This window comes from Candidatus Izemoplasmatales bacterium, from assembly GCA_041649275.1.
In the GTDB taxonomy this organism is placed as follows: Bacteria; Bacillota_I; Bacilli_A; order Izemoplasmatales; family Hujiaoplasmataceae; genus UBA12489.
On record JBAZNL010000014.1, the window covers coordinates 1 to 18,980 of the forward strand.

15 protein-coding genes are annotated in these 18,980 nt (G+C 62.7%); 3 read left to right on the forward strand and 12 right to left on the reverse strand.

What is annotated here, in order from left to right; all coding sequences use genetic code 11:
* The 4 genes from WC509_07150 to hrcA form a co-directional block, all read right to left on the reverse strand.
* On the reverse strand, positions 1 to 219 hold a 219-nt coding region (locus WC509_07150; GenBank protein MFA5007228.1), incomplete at its 3' end, for a DnaJ domain-containing protein.
* Between the two features lie 53 nt (positions 220 to 272).
* Complete coding sequence (gene dnaK, locus WC509_07155; protein MFA5007229.1) at positions 273 to 2,114, reverse strand: molecular chaperone DnaK; 1,842 nt, start codon at positions 2,112 to 2,114, stop codon at positions 273 to 275.
* Positions 2,115 to 2,136: 22 nt separating this feature from the next.
* The gene (locus WC509_07160) at positions 2,137 to 2,766 is read right to left on the reverse strand and encodes a nucleotide exchange factor GrpE (protein ID MFA5007230.1); all 630 of its coding nucleotides are present in this window, start codon (positions 2,764 to 2,766) and stop codon (positions 2,137 to 2,139) included.
* A 12-nt stretch (positions 2,767 to 2,778) separates the two neighbouring features.
* Complete coding sequence (hrcA, locus tag WC509_07165) at positions 2,779 to 3,792, reverse strand: heat-inducible transcriptional repressor HrcA (protein ID MFA5007231.1); 1,014 nt, start codon at positions 3,790 to 3,792, stop codon at positions 2,779 to 2,781.
* 192 nt (positions 3,793 to 3,984) lie between these two features.
* On the opposite strand from hrcA, the gene WC509_07170 reads away from it, so the two are divergent.
* Positions 3,985 to 5,139 carry an SLC13 family permease gene (locus WC509_07170; GenBank protein MFA5007232.1) on the forward strand — a complete coding sequence of 385 codons (1,155 nt, stop codon included), beginning with the start codon at positions 3,985 to 3,987 and terminating at the stop codon, positions 5,137 to 5,139.
* A 54-nt stretch (positions 5,140 to 5,193) separates the two neighbouring features.
* On the opposite strand, the gene WC509_07175 is transcribed toward WC509_07170, so the two are convergent.
* The 5 genes from WC509_07175 to WC509_07195 form a co-directional block, all read right to left on the reverse strand.
* Positions 5,194 to 7,218, reverse strand: a complete 2,025-nt coding sequence (locus WC509_07175; protein MFA5007233.1) for an HD domain-containing phosphohydrolase — start codon at positions 7,216 to 7,218, stop codon at positions 5,194 to 5,196.
* 120 nt (positions 7,219 to 7,338) lie between these two features.
* The gene (locus WC509_07180) at positions 7,339 to 7,980 is read right to left on the reverse strand and encodes an MBL fold metallo-hydrolase (GenBank protein ID MFA5007234.1); all 642 of its coding nucleotides are present in this window, start codon (positions 7,978 to 7,980) and stop codon (positions 7,339 to 7,341) included.
* A complete protein-coding gene (locus WC509_07185; GenBank protein ID MFA5007235.1) occupies positions 7,977 to 8,903 on the reverse strand; it encodes an ROK family glucokinase in 927 nt (308 codons plus the stop codon). Before WC509_07185 ends, WC509_07180 begins: the two co-directional genes overlap by 4 nt.
* 244 nt (positions 8,904 to 9,147) lie before the next feature.
* Positions 9,148 to 9,309, reverse strand: a complete 162-nt coding sequence (gene rpmG / locus WC509_07190) for a 50S ribosomal protein L33 (GenBank protein ID MFA5007236.1) — start codon at positions 9,307 to 9,309, stop codon at positions 9,148 to 9,150.
* 142 nt (positions 9,310 to 9,451) lie between these two features.
* Entirely contained in the window at positions 9,452 to 9,862 is a 411-nt protein-coding gene (locus WC509_07195; protein MFA5007237.1) for a hypothetical protein, read from the reverse strand.
* A gap of 332 nt (positions 9,863 to 10,194) precedes the next feature.
* Here WC509_07195 and WC509_07200 point away from each other — a divergent pair, with 332 nt between their 5' ends.
* Both WC509_07200 and WC509_07205 read left to right on the forward strand, forming a co-directional pair.
* Entirely contained in the window at positions 10,195 to 12,321 is a 2,127-nt protein-coding gene (locus tag WC509_07200) for a zinc ribbon domain-containing protein (protein ID MFA5007238.1), read from the forward strand.
* 19 nt (positions 12,322 to 12,340) lie between these two features.
* Positions 12,341 to 13,045, forward strand: a complete 705-nt coding sequence (locus WC509_07205; protein ID MFA5007239.1) for a DUF2500 family protein — start codon at positions 12,341 to 12,343, stop codon at positions 13,043 to 13,045.
* A 145-nt stretch (positions 13,046 to 13,190) separates the two neighbouring features.
* Here the strand turns inward: WC509_07205 and WC509_07210 are convergent, their stop codons facing one another.
* The 3 genes from WC509_07210 to serC all read right to left on the reverse strand — a co-directional run bounded on the left by WC509_07210 (position 13,191) and on the right by serC (position 18,966).
* Positions 13,191 to 16,361 (reverse strand): hypothetical protein, encoded by a 3,171-nt coding sequence (locus tag WC509_07210; GenBank protein ID MFA5007240.1) that lies wholly within the window; start codon positions 16,359 to 16,361, stop codon positions 13,191 to 13,193.
* A gap of 381 nt (positions 16,362 to 16,742) precedes the next feature.
* Positions 16,743 to 17,876: a 3-phosphoglycerate dehydrogenase family protein gene (locus WC509_07215; GenBank protein MFA5007241.1), complete on the reverse strand. Its 1,134-nt coding sequence runs from the start codon at positions 17,874 to 17,876 to the stop codon at positions 16,743 to 16,745.
* Between the two features lies 1 nt (position 17,877).
* On the reverse strand, positions 17,878 to 18,966 hold the full coding sequence (gene serC, locus WC509_07220) for a 3-phosphoserine/phosphohydroxythreonine transaminase (protein MFA5007242.1): 1,089 nt from the start codon (positions 18,964 to 18,966) through the stop codon (positions 17,878 to 17,880).
* Positions 18,967 to 18,980 lie beyond the last annotated feature (14 nt).

Below are 18,980 nucleotides of genomic sequence, written 5' to 3' on the forward strand. Positions count from 1 at the left end.
CTGCGACTGGTGGCCGAAACGGTCGTAGTTCTGCCGCTTCTCGCCGTCGGAGAGGACCTCGTAGGCTTCCTGGACTTCCTTGAACTTGGCTTCCGCGTCCTTTTCGGTGGAGACGTCGGGATGGTATTTCTTGGCGAGCGTGCGGTACGCCTTCTTGATCTCGTCCTCGGTCGCCTGCTTGCCGACGCCCAGCACTTCGTAGTAGTCGCGTTTGTCCATGGGGGTCTCCTTCTAAACGGGATGAAAAGCGGCGGACCGCTTTTCACCTTGGATCAGACTTCCTTGTAGTCGGCGTCGAAGACCTGGTCGCCTTCGTCGTTTCCGTCCTTGCCGTTGCCGCCTTTTTTCTTGGCGTCGTCGGCCTGGGCTTCCTGCTGCTGCTTGGAGGCTTCCTCGTAGGCCTTCTGGGAAAGCGCCTGGGCGGATTTCTCGAGGGCTTCCTTGGCTTTTTTGATCTTGTCGACGTCGTCGCCCTTGAGCGCCTTCTCGACGTCCTTGATCCGGTCTTCCGCTTCGGACTTGTCCTTCGCGGAGACCTTGTCGCCGAGGTCGGTGATGGCCTTCTTCGTCATGAAGATCATCTGGTCGGCCTCGTTCCGGAGGTCGGCCTCCTCGCGGCGCTCCTTGTCGGCCTCGGCGTTCGCCGCGGCTTCCTTGACGAGCTTGTCGATCTCGGCTTCGGAAAGCGAGGTCTGCGAGGTGATCGTGATCGAGCTGGCCTTGCCGGTGGCGAGGTTCTTGGCGTGGACGTTGACGATGCCGTTGGCGTCGATGTCGAACTTGACCTCGATCTGCGGCACGCCGCGCGGTGCCGGCGGGATGTCGTTCAGCTGGAAGTGGCCGAGGGTCTTGTTGTCCTTGGCCATCGAGCGCTCGCCCTGGAGGACGTGGATGTCGACGGCGGGCTGGTTGTCGGCCGCGGTCGAGAAGACCTGCGACTTCGAGGTCGGGATCGTGGTGTTGCGGTCGATCAGCTTCGTGAAGACGCCGCCGAGGGTCTCGATGCCGAGGGACAGCGGCGTGACGTCGAGGAGCAGGACGTCCTTGACGTCGCCGGTGAGGACGGCGCCCTGGATCGCCGCGCCCATGGCGACGACCTCGTCGGGGTTGATCGAACGGTTCGGTTCCTTGCCGAAGATCTGACGGACGAGGTCCTGGACGGCGGGCGTGCGGGTCATGCCGCCGACGAGGAGGATCTGGTCGATGTCCTTCGTCGCCATCTTGGCGTCGGCGAGGGCGCGCTTCACCGGGTCGACGGTGCGCTGCACGAGGTCGGCGGTGAGTTCGTTGAACTTCGCGCGGGTCAGGGTCTTCTCGAGGTGGACGGGGCCGGAGGACGTCATCGAGATGAAGGGCAGGGAAATCTGGGAGGAGGTGATCGTCGAGAGTTCCTTCTTCGCCTTCTCGGAGGCGTCGCGGAGGCGCTGGAGCGCCATCTTGTCGTTCGAAAGGTCGACGCCGGTCTCCTTCTTGAATTCGGCGATCAGCCAGTCGGAGATCCGCTGGTCGAAGTCGTCGCCGCCGAGGCGGTTGTCGCCCGAGGTCGCGATGACCTCGAAGGTGCCGTCGGCGAGTTCGAGGATCGAGACGTCGAAGGTGCCGCCGCCGAGGTCGTAGACGAGGACGGTCTGCTGCTTGTCCTTCTTGTCGATGCCGTAGGCGAGGGCCGAGGCGGTCGGTTCGTTGATGATGCGCTTGACGTCGAGGCCGGCGATGCGGCCGGCGTCCTTGGTGGCCTGGCGCTGGGCGTCGTTGAAATACGCGGGGCAGGTGATGACGGCTTCCGTGACCTTCTCGCCGAGGTATGCCTCGGCCGATTCCTTGAGGTTGCGGAGGATCATCGCGCTGATCTCCTGCGGCGTGTATTCCTTGCCGTTGATGTTGACCTTGGCGTTGGTGCCCATCTTGCGCTTGATCGAGTAGACGGTGTTCGGGTTGGTGATGACCTGGCGCTTGGCGACTTCGCCGACCTGGACTTCGCCGTCCTTGAAGGCGACGACGGACGGGGTGGTGCGGTTGCCGTCGAGATTGGTGATGACCTTGACTTCGGTGCCCTCCATGACGGCGACGCAGGAGTTGGTGGTGCCGAGGTCGATGCCGATGACTTTTTTCATAGTATGTTCTCCTTATCTCACATTAAGCGATGTTTTCCGCTGGTTTCTCTTGTTCGGTGTTCGGGGTATCGGGGGTGGGTTCCGGCTTCGGCTTGACGTTCACGTGGACCATCGCCGGCCGGAGGAGGCGATCCTTGTACCTGTAGCCGTTCTTCACGACCTTGAGGACGACGTCCTCGGGGAGGTCGGGATCGTGCGAGGTGTCGATCGCGTGGGCGACGTTCGGGTCGAACGGGTCGCCGGCCTTCATCGGGATCGGCTTGACGCCTTCCTCGACGAGCACGTTCATGATCATGTCCTTGATCATCTTGAATCCGTAGAGGAAGTTCTTGAACTGGGGATCCTCGGTCGGGACCGAGAGCGCCTGGTCGAAGATCTCGAGGGCGTCGATCAGCTTGTCGGCGACGGGCTGGGAGGCGTATTGCTTCTCGCGCTTCAGTTCCTCGGCGTTGCGTTTCTTGAAGTTGTCGGTCTCCGCGAGCATCCGGAGGTACTTGTCCTTGAGTTCGAGGAGCTCGTCGGTGACCTTGTCGAAGTCCTCGGCGGGAACCGTCTTCGGTTCCGGCTTCTTGGCCTCTTCCTTTTTCTCGGGCGCTTCGGCCTTGGCCTCGGCGGCCGGGTCGGTCTTCTTGTCCTTGTCCTTGTCTTTCATCGTGATGCTCCTTTACTTGTCTTCGTAGAGTTTGGTCAGATGGCGCGAGAGGTACTTGATCAGGGTGATCACCTTGCGGTACTCCATGCGCGTCGGGCCGACCACGGAGATCGTGCCCTTCTCGCCGCCCTCGGTCTCGTAGTTGGCGGAGACGACGGTGCAGTCGCGCATCGCCGTGACGGTGTTCTCGTGGCCGATCTTGACGGAAACGCCGTCGGTGTCGGTCTCGACGATCTTGAAGATCTCGTTGTTCTCGATCGTGTTCAGGAACTCGCGCAGCTTCTGGATGTCGTTGAATTCCGGCTGGTAGAGCATGTTCGACTGGCCGGTGAGGTAGTACTTCGTCTGGGCGAACTTGGAGAACGCCTCGATGAAGGAGTCGACGATCGTCTCGCGGTACTTGAGCAGCTCCTTGATCTTCTGGCGCTCGATCTCGTAGTGCAGCTTCTCGGAGACCTGCGAGATCGGAGTGTCGACGAGCAGTTCGTTCAACAGGTCGATCACCTTGACGAGTTCGGACATCTCCATGTCCTCGCTCACGGCGATCTGCTTGGATTCGACGTAGCCCATGTTGGTGATCACGAGGATCAGCGCGCTGGTTTCCCTGAGCGGGATCAGTTGGACCTTCTTGACGCGCGAGTTGTAGGCGTTCGGGCCGAGCGCGATCGCGGTGCAGTTGGTCGCCTGGGAAAGCAGGCTGATCGCTTCCTTGATGACGTCCTCGCGCTCGATCTCGCGGTTCTCGAAGAGGTCGTCGAACTTCGTGAAGTCGCCGTTCTCCATCTCGACGTTCTTGAGGATCGTCTCGATGTAGTAGCGGTAGCCCTTCTCCGAGGGGACGCGTCCCGAGGAGGTGTGGGTCTTCTCGAGGAAACCGAGGTCCTCGAGGTCGGACATCTCGTTTCGGATCGTCGCCGGGGAGACGTCCATCTGCTTCGAAAGGGTGCGCGAGCCGACCGGTTCGGCGGACTTCACGTACTCTTCGACGATGAGTTTCAAGACCAGTTCCTGACGTTCGTTGAGCACGTTCTCGCCCCTTTGGCACTCCGTTTCCCGGATTGCTAACATCATTATACACGCGCGCATTAGCAAAGTCAAGCGCGGAGTGCTAACGGAAATGTGAAATTGTTGTGAAGCCTTCGACCGGCCGTCAATGGGGGCATCTTGTATTTTCCGGCGCCCGATGTATAATGGGATGGGAATCACGCGAGGTCGCCGATGAACGCCAAAACCGTCTTCAGGAACATCCTTCGTTTCTTCTGGAAAGACAAAGTCTTTCTGATCGCCTTCGCGATGGCGGTCGTTTCGTGCTTCTTCATCCCGCCGAATCCCGGATACTCCTCCTACGTCTCCTCGAACTACCGCGTGCTCGTGATCATGTTCTCGCTCATGACCGCCGTCGCCGGCCTCTACGAAGCAAACTTCTTCAGCTTCGTGGCGATCAACCTCGTCTCGAAGTTCTACTCGATCAAGTGGATCGCGCTCGTGATCGTGGTCGCCACCTTCGCCCTCGGGATGTGGGTCACGAACGACGCCGTCCTGCTCACGCTCGTGCCGTTCACGCTCTTCGTGACGAAGCAGACGGGTCAGCAGAAGCATGCCCTCCTGATCGTGATCCTGCAGACGATCGCCGCCAACATGGGATCGGCCCTGACGCCGATGGGCGACCCGCAGAACATCTATCTTTATTCCTTCTACGGGATCCCGTTCTCGACCTTCATCGCCTCGATGGCGCCGATCACGATCACCGGCTTCGTCCTCCTGATCGCGACGACGCTCGTCCTGATCCCGAACACCCCGTGCCACCCGATCACGGTCTCCCCGAAGGTCGCGTGGAAGCGCCTCGCGCTCTATGCGACGGTCTTCGCGAACGCCCTGCTCTGCGTCCTTCGGGTCTTCGAGGGACACGAATGGATCGCCCTCGTCGTCACCCTCGGCCTGATCGCGCCCTTCGCGAGCCATCTGTTCAAGAAGGTCGACTACACCCTTCTTCTCACATTCTTCTCGTTCTTCATCTTCACCGGGAACATGTCCCAGCTGACGCAGGTGAAGGATTTCGTCGGACGGTACCTGAACACCGACGCTTCGGTCTACTTCACCGGCCTGGTCACGAGCCAGTTCATCAGTAACGTCCCCGCCTCGATCCTGCTTTCAACCTTCACCGACAGCGCCTTCTGGCGGCCGCTCCTGCAGGGCGTGAACGTCGGCTCGATGGGCACCGTGCTCGGCTCGCTCGCCTCGCTGATCACCCTCAAGTTCGTTCTCAGGGACTTCCCCGACCAGGGGAAGACCTACCTCAAGATCTATACGGCGATCTGCGTCGTCTTCATCGTCGTGATCACCGCCGTGCTGTTCCTCGTGAACGGTTATTGAAAAAACAAAACACCCCTTGCGGGGTGTCGTCGAGCCGGGATGGTCCCGGCTTTTTCATTCCATCGGTTCCGAATCGGTCGGTTCCGGTTCCTTCATGTTCCGCCGCGTGTACTCGGCGATGAAGAGTTCCGCGATGTCGGGATCGAACTGCGTGCCCGAACAGCGCTTGATCTCGGCGAGCGCCTTCTCGGGCGTCACCGCGGCGCGATACGGCCGGTCGGCCGTCATCGCCTCGAAGGTGTCGGCGACGGCGATGATGCGGGCCCGGAGCGGGATCTGTTCCCCCCGGAGGCCCTTCGGATATCCCTTCCCGTCCCAGCGTTCGTGGTGGGCGAGGATGTCTTCGGCGATGTCGGCGTATTCGGTGGAGGAGGCGAGGATGCGATAGCCGATTTCGGGATGGCGGCGGACGACGCCCCATTCCTCGGCCGTGAGGGGTCCGTTCTTGTTCAGGACGCTCTCCTCGATCGCGATCTTCCCGATGTCGTGGAGGTTTCCGATCATCTTCAGGACGGCTACCTGTTCGCGGCGCATCCGGAGTCCCTCGCCGATCATCTGGCAGTACTCGGCGACGCGGTGCGAATGCACGTCCTCGCGCGGGTTCTTGAGGCGGAGGGTGGAAAGGATCGTCTTGATCGCCTCGCCGCGGTTCGACGAGATCTCGACCAGCTTGTGGTCGTACATCTCGATTTCCGCGAGCTTCACGGATTCGAGGAGGTCGGTGCCGTCCCTGTTCGTGTCGATCCCGAAAGAGACCGAGACGGAAAGGCCGAACAGCGTCGTCCTCTCGAATTCCGCCTTGATGGCGTCGACGATGTCCTCGGCGGCCTCGCGTTCGGTGCCTTCGAGGAAGACGACGAACTCGTCGCCGCCGATGCGGTAGATGCGGTCCTTCTCGCGGAACCGAGTCATGAAGGTTTCGGTGATCTTGAGGAGCAGTTGGTCGCCGGCGGCGTGGCCGAAGGCGTCGTTCGTGATCTTGAGGCCGTTGATGTCGGCCATCACGACCGTCACCGGGAAGTCGAACGTCTCCGCCGGCCGCTTCAGTTCTTCGGAATAGGCGCGGCGATTCCGCAGCCCGGTGAGCGGATCGTGGCGCGACAGGTAGAGGATCTCCTCGTCCTTCTTGATGCGTTCGGTGACGTCCTGGAAGAACTGCGTGGCGCCGATGATCTCGCCGCCCCCGTCGTGGATGGGGCTCCACAGCGCCTCGAACCAGAGCGTTTCGGCAAACGCCGGGCGGAGGGACTGGTAGGACTCTCCCGCCAGCGCGCGGTCGATGTCGAGTTTGATCGCGGAGCGCAGCTCGTCGCTCGGAAACAGATCAACCACGCTCGTGCCGACCCTCGGCGTGCATCCGAAGAGCTTTTCGAAGATGCGGCGGTAATCGGTGTTGAAGACGAGGAAACGGTACTCGCGGTCGACCGCCATCGCGGCCATCCCTTTCGGGCTCTCGATGACGGCGCGAAGCAGGATCTGGTCGCGTCGGATCTGGTCGGCCTGGAGGTTGCGGACGCGCTGGTTCTGGAGCGCGAGCGCGAGGATCGCCGTCAGGATCGGATAGAAGACGAGGAACGGCAGCCAGATGTTTCCGATGACGGTGAAGGCCTTCGGCCACGGGATCGCGAGCTGACAGCCGATCACGAGGACGTGGTTCAAAAAGCCAAAGGCGAGGAACTCGTAGCCGTAGCGGATGCCCTTTCGATGGGAACGGAACCTCTGCCAGAGCAGGCCCATCGCGACCGACACGACGACGGTGAGGACGCCGGCGTAGACGCCGTCGCCGCCGAGCCAGATGCGGTACGCGGCCGCGATCGCGCCGGCGATGACCGCCGGGATCCAGCCGAAGAAGGCGGAGGAGACCGAAAGCAGGACGCTCCGGGCGTCGAAGATGAGGCCGGATTCCATCTCCCAGGGGTTCATGATCACGAGGATCGCGAACGCGCCGACGATCAGGCCGGTGACGATTTCGCCGATCAGGCGGCGCTTCAGCATGCGGAAGTTGACGATGCCGTAGACGAAGACGAGCGCGAACAAGAGGATCGCGTTCCGAAGCAATGCCATCAAGGATGCGCTCATGGTCCTCCCGCCCTTCCCCGGATCGTCGATGGAATCCGATTAGTATCATTATAACAAGGATGGAAAGGGTTTTCCATCGGTTCCGCGGGAATTCGTCCCGAAATGAAAGAATCGTTCCGGTCAGGAACGGTTCTTGAGGATGCGGACGACGGCGGGATTGTCCCTCCGCTCGGCGCCGAGGGTCGTGGGGTCGTCATGCCCGGGACGGACGATCGCGGAATCCTTCGCCGCCTTGAAGAGTCTGCCGATCGAGACCTCGAGGTCGCGGTTCGAACCGCCCTCGAGGTCGGTTCTGCCGAGGTCGCCCCGAAACAGCGTGTCGCCCGTGAAGAGGTCGTCGCCGACAAGCAGGCAGACGCTTCCCGGCGTATGTCCCGGCGTGTGGATCACCCGGATCGTCCCCTTCCCGAACGGCACGTCGTCGCCGTCGGCGTAGAGACGGACCTCCTGGTTTCCGCGCAGCCGGAACGACCCGCCGAAGAAGGTCGCCCCGCTCTTCGCATCGTCGGACAGAAACGGCAGGTCGAGGGGATGGACATAGAGCGGAAACGAAAGCGTCTTCTGAAGCAGGCGCAGATCGCGGATGTGGTCGTAGTGCCCGTGGGTGAGCAGGACCGCCGCGAGGCGGCAATCGTTATCCGTAAGCCATTTCAGGATCGCGGCGCCGTTGAAGCCGGGATCGATGACGATCGCCTCGGATCCGTCCTTCAGGATGTAGGCGTTCTGGCCGAACGCGGGGTCGGCGATGCGAAGCGGCCTCATCGGACGAGGTAGGCGGCGCCGTAGATGCCGGCGTCGTTTCCGAGCAGCGCGCCGACGATCGGCGTGTCCTTGGCGAAGGGGGCGGAGTATTCGTCCGCCTTGATGGCGATGCGGTCGAGGAGGAAACGGCCGGCGTTTGCGACGCCGCCGCCGAAGACGACGATCTCGGGGTTGAGCGAGAGCATCACCCCCGCGGTGACGCGGCCGAGGTAATCGGCCGCCTCGTCGACGACCCGCATCGCGATCCCGTCGCCGGCCTTGGCGCAGTCGAAGACGCGCTTCGCGGAGAAGTCGGAAAAATGCCGGAGGGACGATTCCCGGTCGCTTTGGGAAAGGTGCAGTTTCGCGAGGTTCACGATCCCGGTCGCGGAGGCGACGGTCTCGAGGCATCCGTGCTTCCCGCAGTTGCAGGGGAGGCGGTGGTCGAAGTCGACGACGAGGTGGCCGAGTTCGCCGCCGGCGCCGTTCTTCCCGTCGACGAGGGTGCCGTCGACCATGATCCCGCCGCCGACGCCGGTGCCGAGGGTGAACATCGCGACGTTTTTCTTCCCGACGGCGGCGCCTCGGAAGACCTCGCCCGAGCAGGCGACGTTGGCGTCGTTCGACGCCCGGACGAAGACGTCCGCGCGGCCAAGCAGGGCGGAAAACTCCTTCGCCACATCGACGTGTTTCCAGCCGAGGTTCACGCAGGCGAGGACGACGCTGTCGACGACGGGCCCGGGGACGCCGAAGCCGATGCCCCGGACGTCGTCCCAGTCGGTTTGTTCGGTAATCGAACGATGGACGTCGGAGAGAATCCGTGAACCCTTGTCCGTCCGGTCGGTGGGGATTTCCCATTTATGCAGCAGTTCGCCCTGCAGGTCGAACTTGCCGATCTTGATCGCGGTGCCGCCGATGTCGACGCCGATCAGAATGTCCTTCATGATGTCCTCCGGTGCGTGAAGCCTGTCAGATCGTGTTGTCTGTGCGTATCGGGGCGATTCCAGGATGGAAATCCCGTCCCTGTTCGACCCACGCGCACCATTATATCACCGGCGCGCACGGAAAGGAAGCATCCGCGCGTGAAATCGAACCGACGCCCAAACCCGCCGGGTCAAAGCAAAAGGTCGTCCGTTTCGGACGACCTTGGAGATCCTTCTTTCGGGAGAAAGAGAGGCTGACCGGAGGCTACTTCTTCTCGCGGTGAACCGTCTGCTTCTTGCAAGTCGGGCAGTACTTGTTCAGTTCCATCCGGTCGGGATGGAGCTTCTTGTTCTTGTCCAGGAAATAGTTCTGCTCCTTGCACTCCGAGCAAACCAGGATCACTTGCGTTCTCGGTGTATTCGCCATGATTAACCCTCCATTCAGTCACGAATCTATTTTATCCTTTCTCATGGCAAAAAGCAAGCAAATTCCTTCTGCGCGAACGCGGATGCGCCGTCGCGGTTTCACCCCGCGGGATGAGACCGCGTCGCGGCGCGCGGCATCCGCCTCAACAGGTCTTGTCGCTGCAGACGAAGAGGGCGTTGGTCTCCGGTGAGAAGGTGATGAGGACGATGTTCTCCTCCTGGATGACGAAGCGACCGGCGGTCGCCTCGAGATCGAGCTTCGCCTTGTACTGCTCGGCTTCCCCGACGGTCTTCAGGACCACCACTTCGGCCCACCGGGCGGATCCGTCGACGTATCCGACGTACAGTTCGATCACGTCGACGTCGAGTTCGTACGGCACGTTGACGATGTCGTGCTCGTAGTATGCGGTGCTGTCCTCGTCCCGGATCTCGAAGACGTACCCGACGTCCTCCATGGTCTTCAGGAACGCGGCGGTGTTTCCGCTGCCGGAACACGCCGACAGGAACAGGGCGAAGAACGCGATGCAGGCGATGACGAGATGCTTCAGTCTCATGCTTCTTGGGCCTCCTTGGGGGATCGTCTTCATCGGAAGACGTCGCAATATGGTCTACTTATATCACATCGGCTCCGGGATTGTAAACCCAATCTCGGAAATGAGGGAAAAATATGGGTGTTTGGGCTCGATTTCCGCATGTTCCGACGGTTTCTTCCGGTCCGGATCTTGCTCGCCGACGGGAATCCATTATTCCGCTCTTTCATGAAACCATCTTGACAATCATCCTCAAGTCCCCTAAGATGAATGCATCCGACGTCTCCTAGAGACCAACCCCCAACATCCCATGCAAACCCAGAATACGAGTCCAACTTGAATGCGGAGGTTGTCCCATGAAATGCACGAATTGCGGTCAAGAAGTTCCTGTCTACCAACGCACCTGTCCCCATTGCCAGCAGCCGACCGGCAGCAAGATCGCCGGCTTCGGCGCCGCCGTCCTGAACATCCTGAAGAAGATCGCCCAGTGGATCATAGGCGCCGTCCGGCGTCTTGTTCGACTGGCGGTTTTTTTATGGACGAAGGCGAAGCCGCACCTGACCCGCTTCTTCTCGGTCCGGCGCAACCGGATCGCAGCCGCGGCCGTCGCGGGTACGCTTTTGCTCCTCATCGTCATCCTCGCGCTGATCGGTCCTCCCGGCGGCGATCCCGGCCTGACGCTCGGCGACGCGCTCGTCGTCGGCGAAGAGACGATTCCCGACGGCGGCGGCGCGATCACGATCGACGCGGACGGGTCCGCCGTCGACGGGATGGTCCTGTCCGTCCCCGGGGACGCCTACGAGGATCCGCTCGACGTCGTCGTCTCGACGCGGGAGATCCTCGAGCACGACTTCGGCGCGGAATTCACGCCGATCACGCCGCTGATCGAGGTCGACAACGGCGGCGGCTTCGCGGCCGCGCCGATGACCCTCACGATCCCGATCGAGATCGCCGAGGACGAGTTCGCGATGGGGTTCTTCTACGAAGAGGCGACGGGGACGCTCGAGGCGATGCCCATCAAGGACCTGACGCCGACTTCGATCACCGTCCTCACGAACCACTTCTCCGAAGTCGTCGTCGCCAAGATCGCGATCGCCGAACTGCGGCGGCTGACGAGCGCGCCCGACGCCGCCGACACCGGCTTCCGGCCGGGCGTCGACGACTGGCAATTCACGAATTACGGGTCCTTCCTCGCCCCCGGCGGCCACTGCGCCGGCCAGGCGCTCACGATGGCCTGGTACTATTCCGAACGGAAGCTCGGGGCGGGCGATCCCGCGCTCTACGGACGCTTCGACAACGACGGCCGCGGATCCACGCCGGGACTCTGGGTCGACGACGCGGACGCCTACCGCTTCGCGAGCGTCGTCCAGTCCCGGCTCGACTTCAACGCCGACGCCTTCCACGAATACATCGCCCTCGGCGACCGCGGCGACGAACTCGTCTTCTACGCCTTCGGCTACGCGATGCTCGTCACCGGCGAACCGCAGCTGATGGCGATCTACGCCCACGACGAGCTGGACAACCGCATCAGCGGCCACGCGATCCTCGCCTACCGCCTCGAACAGAACCTGATCTACGTCGCCGACCCCAACTATCCGGGGATGGCGGACCGCACCGTCGAGTTCGCGGAGACGTTCCTGCCGCTCCATTTCCTTCCCTATTCGTCCGGCGACAACGCCCGCGCGATCGCCGACGACGGCGCGCTTCAGTACGACGAGATCGTCTTCGTCGGCCGGTCGGCGTTGATCGACATGGACGCGATCGCCGCCGAATACGACCGGATGCTTTCCGGCACCGTCGGCGAGGACGACTTCCCGACCCTGGCCTTCGAATACCTGTCGGCGTACGACGCCGACCCCGACCGGCAGGAATGGACCGCGCTTTCGGACTCGGTGACGCTCGGCGTCTCCTACAACGCCACGATGCCGTGCGAACTGCAGGACACGATCGTGGTCGCGGCGACCGCCGGCCACCCCGATGCCGTCTACACGCTCTACCGCGGGGACGAGGTCGTCGAGGGACCCTACCTGCCGAACGACGACGGTTACGTCTACTTCGAGATCCCGATCGAGGACGGCGAGAACGACTTCGGGATCCTCGCGGAGATCCAGGATGACGTCGGCGACCTGTTCTACTCCGACTTCCAACGCTTCGCGGTCGATTACGACGCCGGTCCGGCGAATCCGTGCGCCGCGACCGTCGTCGGCCGCTACGATTTCGTGAGCCGAAGCGACGGACTCACCTTCGTGTACAACCATCACATCGACGTCGCCGAGAACGGCACCTTCGTCGAGCAGTACACCGTCATCGAGAGCGGCTATACGAATACGATCTCCGGCACCTGGGAGCTCGTCGAGACCTCGCCCGACGTCTACGTCCTCTATCTCAGCTTCGGAGGGACCACCGACGCCTACGAGGTCACGGGGAACTTCACGGGACTCCGCTACGTGTCGGGCGACATCGTGTTCCTGTTTTCCAAATGACATACGGGAGGAATCCATCATGGGAGACACCATCGTCATCATCGCCCTCGCCGCGGTCGTGATCGCCTTCGTCGCGATCGGCGCGGCCGTCGCCGTCACGATGAAGCAGGCGAAGATCCAGCGCGACGCTCCGGAAATCCGCACGACCGCGACGGTCCTTCGGACGATGTCCGACCACGCCGTCAGAAACGAGAACTTTTCGTCCGGAACGGTCGACTCGGCCGGCGGCTTCGAGGTATCGAGCTCCTACGTCGAATTCGCGCTCAAGGACGGGAAGACCGTCCGCTTCAAGCTCAAGAAGAAGGACTGGCTCAGGTACCATGACGGCGACTTCGGCACGCTCACCTACAAGGGAAGGCTGATCCTCGACTTCCAGAAGCGCCGCCAGCCCGTCGGAAAGGAAGAGGAAACGTTCTTCCCCTCCCGTCCGAAAACGGAGCCCGCGGGGACGCTCTACGGCGAGGCGAAGCGGGCAGGTTTCGTCCGCACCTCGGACAAGCCGGTCGCCGTCGACGGGGAAGACCTCGCGTTCCTGGTCGGGCGCCTCGGGGACGATCCGACCGACTGGTTCTTCGTCCTGACGAGGAAGAACGGCGACGTCCTGCAGGTCGAACGGTCGGAAGGCGACGCGGTCGAGGCGACCACGACCCTCGCGGGCGTCGAATCCCTCGAAACGATCCCGTTCGACGGACTGCTTGCGCGCCTGAAGCGATTCCTGGATTAATCCGATTCAAACGAAAGCATGGCCTGCGGTCCGCCACTCGGACCGCAGGCCATGCTTTTTTCAATCGGTGGTCAACGGGGGATCGTGATCGGGGATGCGGCGGGCGCAGAGCCCCCGGGGCTCCATCCGGCCTCCCGCATCCCGGCTATCGGCGGATCATCACGGTGTAGTCGCGGTGTCTTTCGCCGTAACCGTCGCCCAGGTCGTAGTAGATCCTCACGGTGACCGTGAGGTCCACTCCTTCGACCAGGTTCTCGGCGACATAGATTCCTCCATCGGATGTGATGACGTTGTCCGGGTAGAGCGACGTCGCGGAGATCAACAGACTCGCCCTCGTCATGACGGCGTCTTCATCGACGATCTCGACTTCGAGCACGACGAACGTGAATCCCTCGACCACCGGCCGGATGATGGCCAAGGGCATGGAGCGAGCCTTGGTCCGGACGGTCTTCTCCAGGGTGACGACATGGACCCCCGACCCGTCCTGCAGGTCGTACTGGATCCTCGCTTCGAAGCGATAATCGGTGTTCGACAAGAGACCGTTCAAATAGAAGTCGGTCCCCCACTCGACGTCGAACTCCTCGACGAGCGTCGAATCCCGATAGGCGGAGACGCCGAGGAGGGTGGCGATGCCATAGGGGTCGTTGATCCTGAGCATCAGGTAGATCTCCTCGTATTCCACCTGGACTTCATTCCAGATTGTGGTCGGCACCGGGTACGGCAGCGTCGCGAACGGGGCGTCCACATGCGAAAGACGCTCCCCGGCGCCGTCGTTCAGGTCGTACCGGTACGTGATCGACAGGACGTAGTCGGTCGACTGCGAGAGACCCAGGAAACGCCGCGTGGCGAGGTTTGCGAGCGAGGCGACGATGACGCCGCCGCTCTTGAGATCGATCGCGACGATGCTCCCGAGGCTGTCTGGATCGGTTTCCGTGAGGGTGAACTCGACGTGTTCCGGCGAAGCCTCCAGGGATCCGACTGCGATCGTCGGAGCCGCCAGCGCCGCGGTACGGAAGGTCGAATCGGAGACCATCTGGCGATCGCCGATCCCGTCGCGGAGATCGTAGGTGCAACTGACGCGGATCTGGTATTCGGTATCCGTGAGGAGTCCCGAGAATCGATGTTCGGGATCGACGAGGACGGCGATCGTCTCCGTGCCCAGGACCAGGGAGATCTCGATCGACTTGACTGTCGAATTCGGATCCGTCACCTGCGGCGAGAACGTCACGTCGGTGGTTCCCGCGGCGATGTCGGTGACGGCGACCGTCGGGACGGCGTGGACGGGCGTACGGCTTTCCGCCTCCAGTTCGACGTAATGCCAGTCGGCGCCGTCGTTCAGGTCGTAGCGGTACCGGACCCGCGCCGTATACGAGGTATCCGAGGCCAGCAGGACATCGGTCCGAAGGTCGGCCGACAGCTCGGCGATCAGGACGTCGCCGAGATAGAGCCCCGCGCCAAGGACCTCGCCGGTCCCTTCGGGGTCGGACCAGGCGAGCGAAAAGCCGAAGATTTCGGGATTTCCCTGAAGCGACGCGACCGGGGCTGCCTTCGCCTCCGTCCTCACGATGAACTCGTTTTCGATCGTCCGGATGCCCCGGCCGTCGCCGAAGTCGGCCTCGACGCCGACGGCGATCCGATACTCGTGGCCGGACGCAAGCCCTTCGAGAAGGTGCGAAACGGCCAGAGGATCGAGCGCGGAGATGAATCCCCCCGCATCCCGGAGTTCCACGGTCGCGATCCGGCCGATGCCGGCGGGATCGGATAGGGCGACGGCGAAGGATAGCGTCTCCGTCGTGACCACTATGTCCGCGAGCGCGGCCTCGGGCGCCGGATTCGCCATCGTGCGGACCTTCATGGATGCGGTGACGATCCTCGTTCCCAGTCCGTCCCCGAGGTCGTAATGGTAGACGATGCGGATCTCGTACGCGTGATCCGAAAGCAGTCCGTCGAAGACGGGCGCGTTCAGGTCGGCCGCGCTCGCCACGTAGGCCCCTTCGTCGTAGATCGAGGCAACCAGCCAATCCCCCACGGCGTCGGGGTCGTCCGCGCTCATCGCGAACGCGATGGAACCGGCACTCGCCTCATGGTCGCCGAACGCGATCGATGGGACGGCGTTCGTCGTCGTCGCAAACGCGGTTTCCAGCGCGACGACCTCGGTCGAACCGACCCCGTGCACGTCCTGGACCGCAGTCGCCACGAGAGAATACGCGGTCCCCGAAAGCAGATCGGCGAAGGAGGGATGGAGCGGATCGGCCGCGGTCGCAACCCGGAGACCTTCCCGATGGAGCTCGACCCGGACGAGGGTTCCTTCGTACGTCGGATCCGCGAGGACGAGGTCGGCCGCGATGCCCGCATGGGTCACGGATTCATCCACCCATGCGTATGGGAGGTCGGTGACGAGCAATTCGTTCACATGATAGGCGAAGCGCAGGCTCTGGTCCGCGAACGGATCGCAGCCGGAGAAGAGCAGAAGCTGGTAGCGGGTACCCGGGCGAAGGTCCTCGAACAGGACTACGTTTTGCCCGAGTTCCAGTTCGACGGGATAGAAGGTGCCGTCGGTCCCGTCGTAAAGGGCGGCGTAGCGGAACACGGCCGTGAGGTCGGGATCCGCGACGTCGACGTTCATCGACACGGTGGTCGACGTCGTCTCAAGTTCCGAAAGGGTCATGGTCGGTGCGTCCACGGCGAGGATCCCGACCGTCAGGGAGGGTTCGTCGGGAAGGGTGACGTGCCGGATCTCCGCTTCGAATCCGTAGGAGACGTCCTCCAGGACGATCGTCCGGAATCCCGGTTCGAAACCGGAATGGAAGGAGATGACGACCTCCGTGGCGGTGGAACCCTCCGCGAACGCGTCCGCAGTGACGACGACCCCGTCGAGCGTCACCGACGCGATGTCGAAAAGATCGGGATTCGCCAGTCGGATCGTGATCCTGTACTCCGTGTCCGGCCGCAGGTACAGGTCGCGGTCGGGGAGGGGCTCCGCCCCGTACAGGCTTTCGACGACGTCACCCACGTTGCCGGGATCGTCCGTCCCGAACGGATCGCCTGCGATCGTGCCGTTTCCCCATGAGGCCGCCGTCGGCGGCTCCGAGGGGGTGACGGCGATCCCGAGGAACGACGGGGCCTCGAAGAAGGCGACGCTCGTGGACACGCCGGTCGTGCCGGTGAAGGTCGTCGTCGACGTCACGGCCGAGGTCGTCGTCACGGTCGAGGTCGTCGTCACGGCCGTCGTCCGTTCGATCCCGCAGCCGGTCGCAAAGGCGAGGGCTGCGAAGGTGAGTGTGATTGCGAGGATCCGTCTTGCGGTTTGTGGCATGGGTCTCTGCCTCCGTCATGGTGTCTGTCGTGAAGATGCATGGACGCGTCGGATCGCGATCTGGCGGGATGCGCCGATCGTCCGGCGTCCAAGAAACGATGGAAGCCGCGATCCGACTCATTGATGATTGATTTTACCACGGATTCGGCGCGCTGGATAGATGAAGATGAAAATCGTCTTCTCCGATCTTTTCACGACGTTTGCATCCGCGTCCGATCCCGAGAAGCCCGAAACCCGTGGCGGTCGTCGCGTCGATGACGGTCACACGTCGGTCGTCATTGTTCGTCCGATGCACTCGATCGTCAAAAAAAGCAGGCGGATGAGCGCTCATCCGCCTGCTTGTTTGACTTTGACCATGACGACCGGATTCCGGATTCGGTTTCAGATGCTCCGGACCCTCGCGACCCCGGGGACGGCCTCGAGGGCCGACAGGATGCCTTCGTCGGCGGAGGGCACGTCGATCGCGGTGTAGCCGATCTCGCCCTTGACCTTCGTCACGCGCATCCCGCTCAGGATGCGGTCGAGGGTCTCGCCCGAGACCGACGCGTTGTGGTGGATCAGGACTCTGACGTCGCGGACCTTGGGTCCGAATTCGACGTTCGGATGGTTGACCGAGTTTTGGATCGATCCGGTCTTCACGAAGTGGACGAGCTGGTCGACGGCCATCGCCGCGCAGTTGTCCTCGGCTTCCTCGGTGGAGGCGCCGAGATGCGGGATCGCGATCACGCCGTCCATCGCCGCGGACGCCGGGTTCGGGAAGTCGGTGACGTATTTGCGGACTTTCTTGCTTTCGATCGCGGCCTTCATCGCCATGTCGTCGACGAGGACGTCCCTCGCGAAGTTGAGGACGACGACGCCGTCCTTCATCATCGCGATGGTCTTCGCGTTCACCATGTACTTCGTCTCCGGCAGCGCCGGGACGTGGAGGGTGAGGAAGTCGGCCTGGGAGAAGAGCTCCTCGAGCGATTTCGCGATCGCGACGTCGGGATGGAGCTTCGAGCGGAGCGCTTCGGAGAGGAAGGCGTCGTAGCCGACGACCTTCATCCCGAGGGCATGGGCTGCGTTCGCGACCATGTAGCCGACGGCGCCGAGGCCGATGACGCCGATCGTCTTCCCGAGGATCTCGGTGCCGCCATAGGCGGCCTTCGCCTTCTCGACGGTCTTCGCGATCTCCGGATCGGTCTGGTTCGCCTTGACCCAGGCGATCCCGCCGAAGATGTCGCGGGTCGCGAGGAGCATGCCGGCGATGACGAGTTCCTTGACGGCGTTGGCGTTCGCGCCCGGGGTGTTGAAGACGACGACGCCCTGCTTGGCATAGACGTCGAGCGGGATGTTGTTCACGCCGGCGCCGGCGCGGGCGACGGCGAGGACCCGCTTCGGAAGGGCCATCTCGTGCATCACGGCGCTACGGACGAGGATCAGGTCGGCGTCGTTCAGATCCTTGGTCGTTTCATACCCCGCGGGCAGGCGGTTCAGGCCGACCGGCGAGATCTGGTTCAGGGCGAGGACCTTCATCTCACTTCACCGGATTGGCGGCTTCGAATTGCTTCATGAAGCCGACGAGCGCCTCGACGCCCGCGTATGGCATCGCGTTGTAGATGGAGGCGCGCAGGCCGCCGACGGAGCGGTGGCCCTTGAGGTTGTCGTAGCCGGCCGCCTTGGCTTCCTTGGCGAAGCGGGCGTCGAGTTCCTCGGAGCCGGTGGTGAAGGTGACGTTCATGAGCGAGCGGTCGGGTTTCGCGACGATGCCCTTGAAGAGTTTCGAGGAATCGATCGCGTCGTAGAGCAGCTTGGCCTTCTTTTCGTTCCGCTTCTGCATCTCCTCGAGGCCGCCGATCGAGAGCAGCCACTTGAAGACCTTCCCGCAGATGTAGATGGCGTAGCAGGGCGGGGTGTTGTACATCGAGCCGTTGTCGGCGAAGGTCTTGTACTTGAGCATGATCGGCGTGCCGGGACGGACGTCGTCTCTGATCAGATCCTCGCGGACGATCGCGATCACGACGCCGGCGGGGCCGACGTTCTTCTGCGCGCCGGCGAAGATCAGGCCGAACTTCGAGACGTCGAGCGGATGGGAAAGGAAGTTGGACGAGGCGTCGTTCACCAGCACGTGTCCCTTGGCGTCCGGGAGACGGTACATCGTCGAGCCGCCGATGGTCTCGTTCTCGCACATGTAGAGGTAGTCGGCGTTGTCCGTGAGCTTGAGGTCGGAGACGTCGGGCATGTACGAGAAGTTCTTGTCGGCGGAGGTTGCGACGATGTGTACGGTGCCGTACATCGCGGCCTCCTCGGCCGCCTTCTTCGACCAGTGGCCGGTGAGGATGTAGTCGAAGACGCCATTCTTCACCAGGTTCATCGGCACCATCGCGAACTGCTGGGTGCCGCCGCCCTGGATGAACAGGATCCGGTAGTTCTGCGGGACGTTGAGCAGGGTCCTCAGATCTTTTTCGGCGTCGGCGATGATCTCCTCGTAGACCTTCGAGCGGTGGGACATCTCCATCACGGACATCCCGCATCCGCGGTAGTCGAGCATTTCCTCCGCCGCTTCGCGGAGGACCTCCTCCGGCAGCATCGCCGGTCCGGCGGAAAAGTTGTAGATGCGTTTCATTCGATCATTCTCCC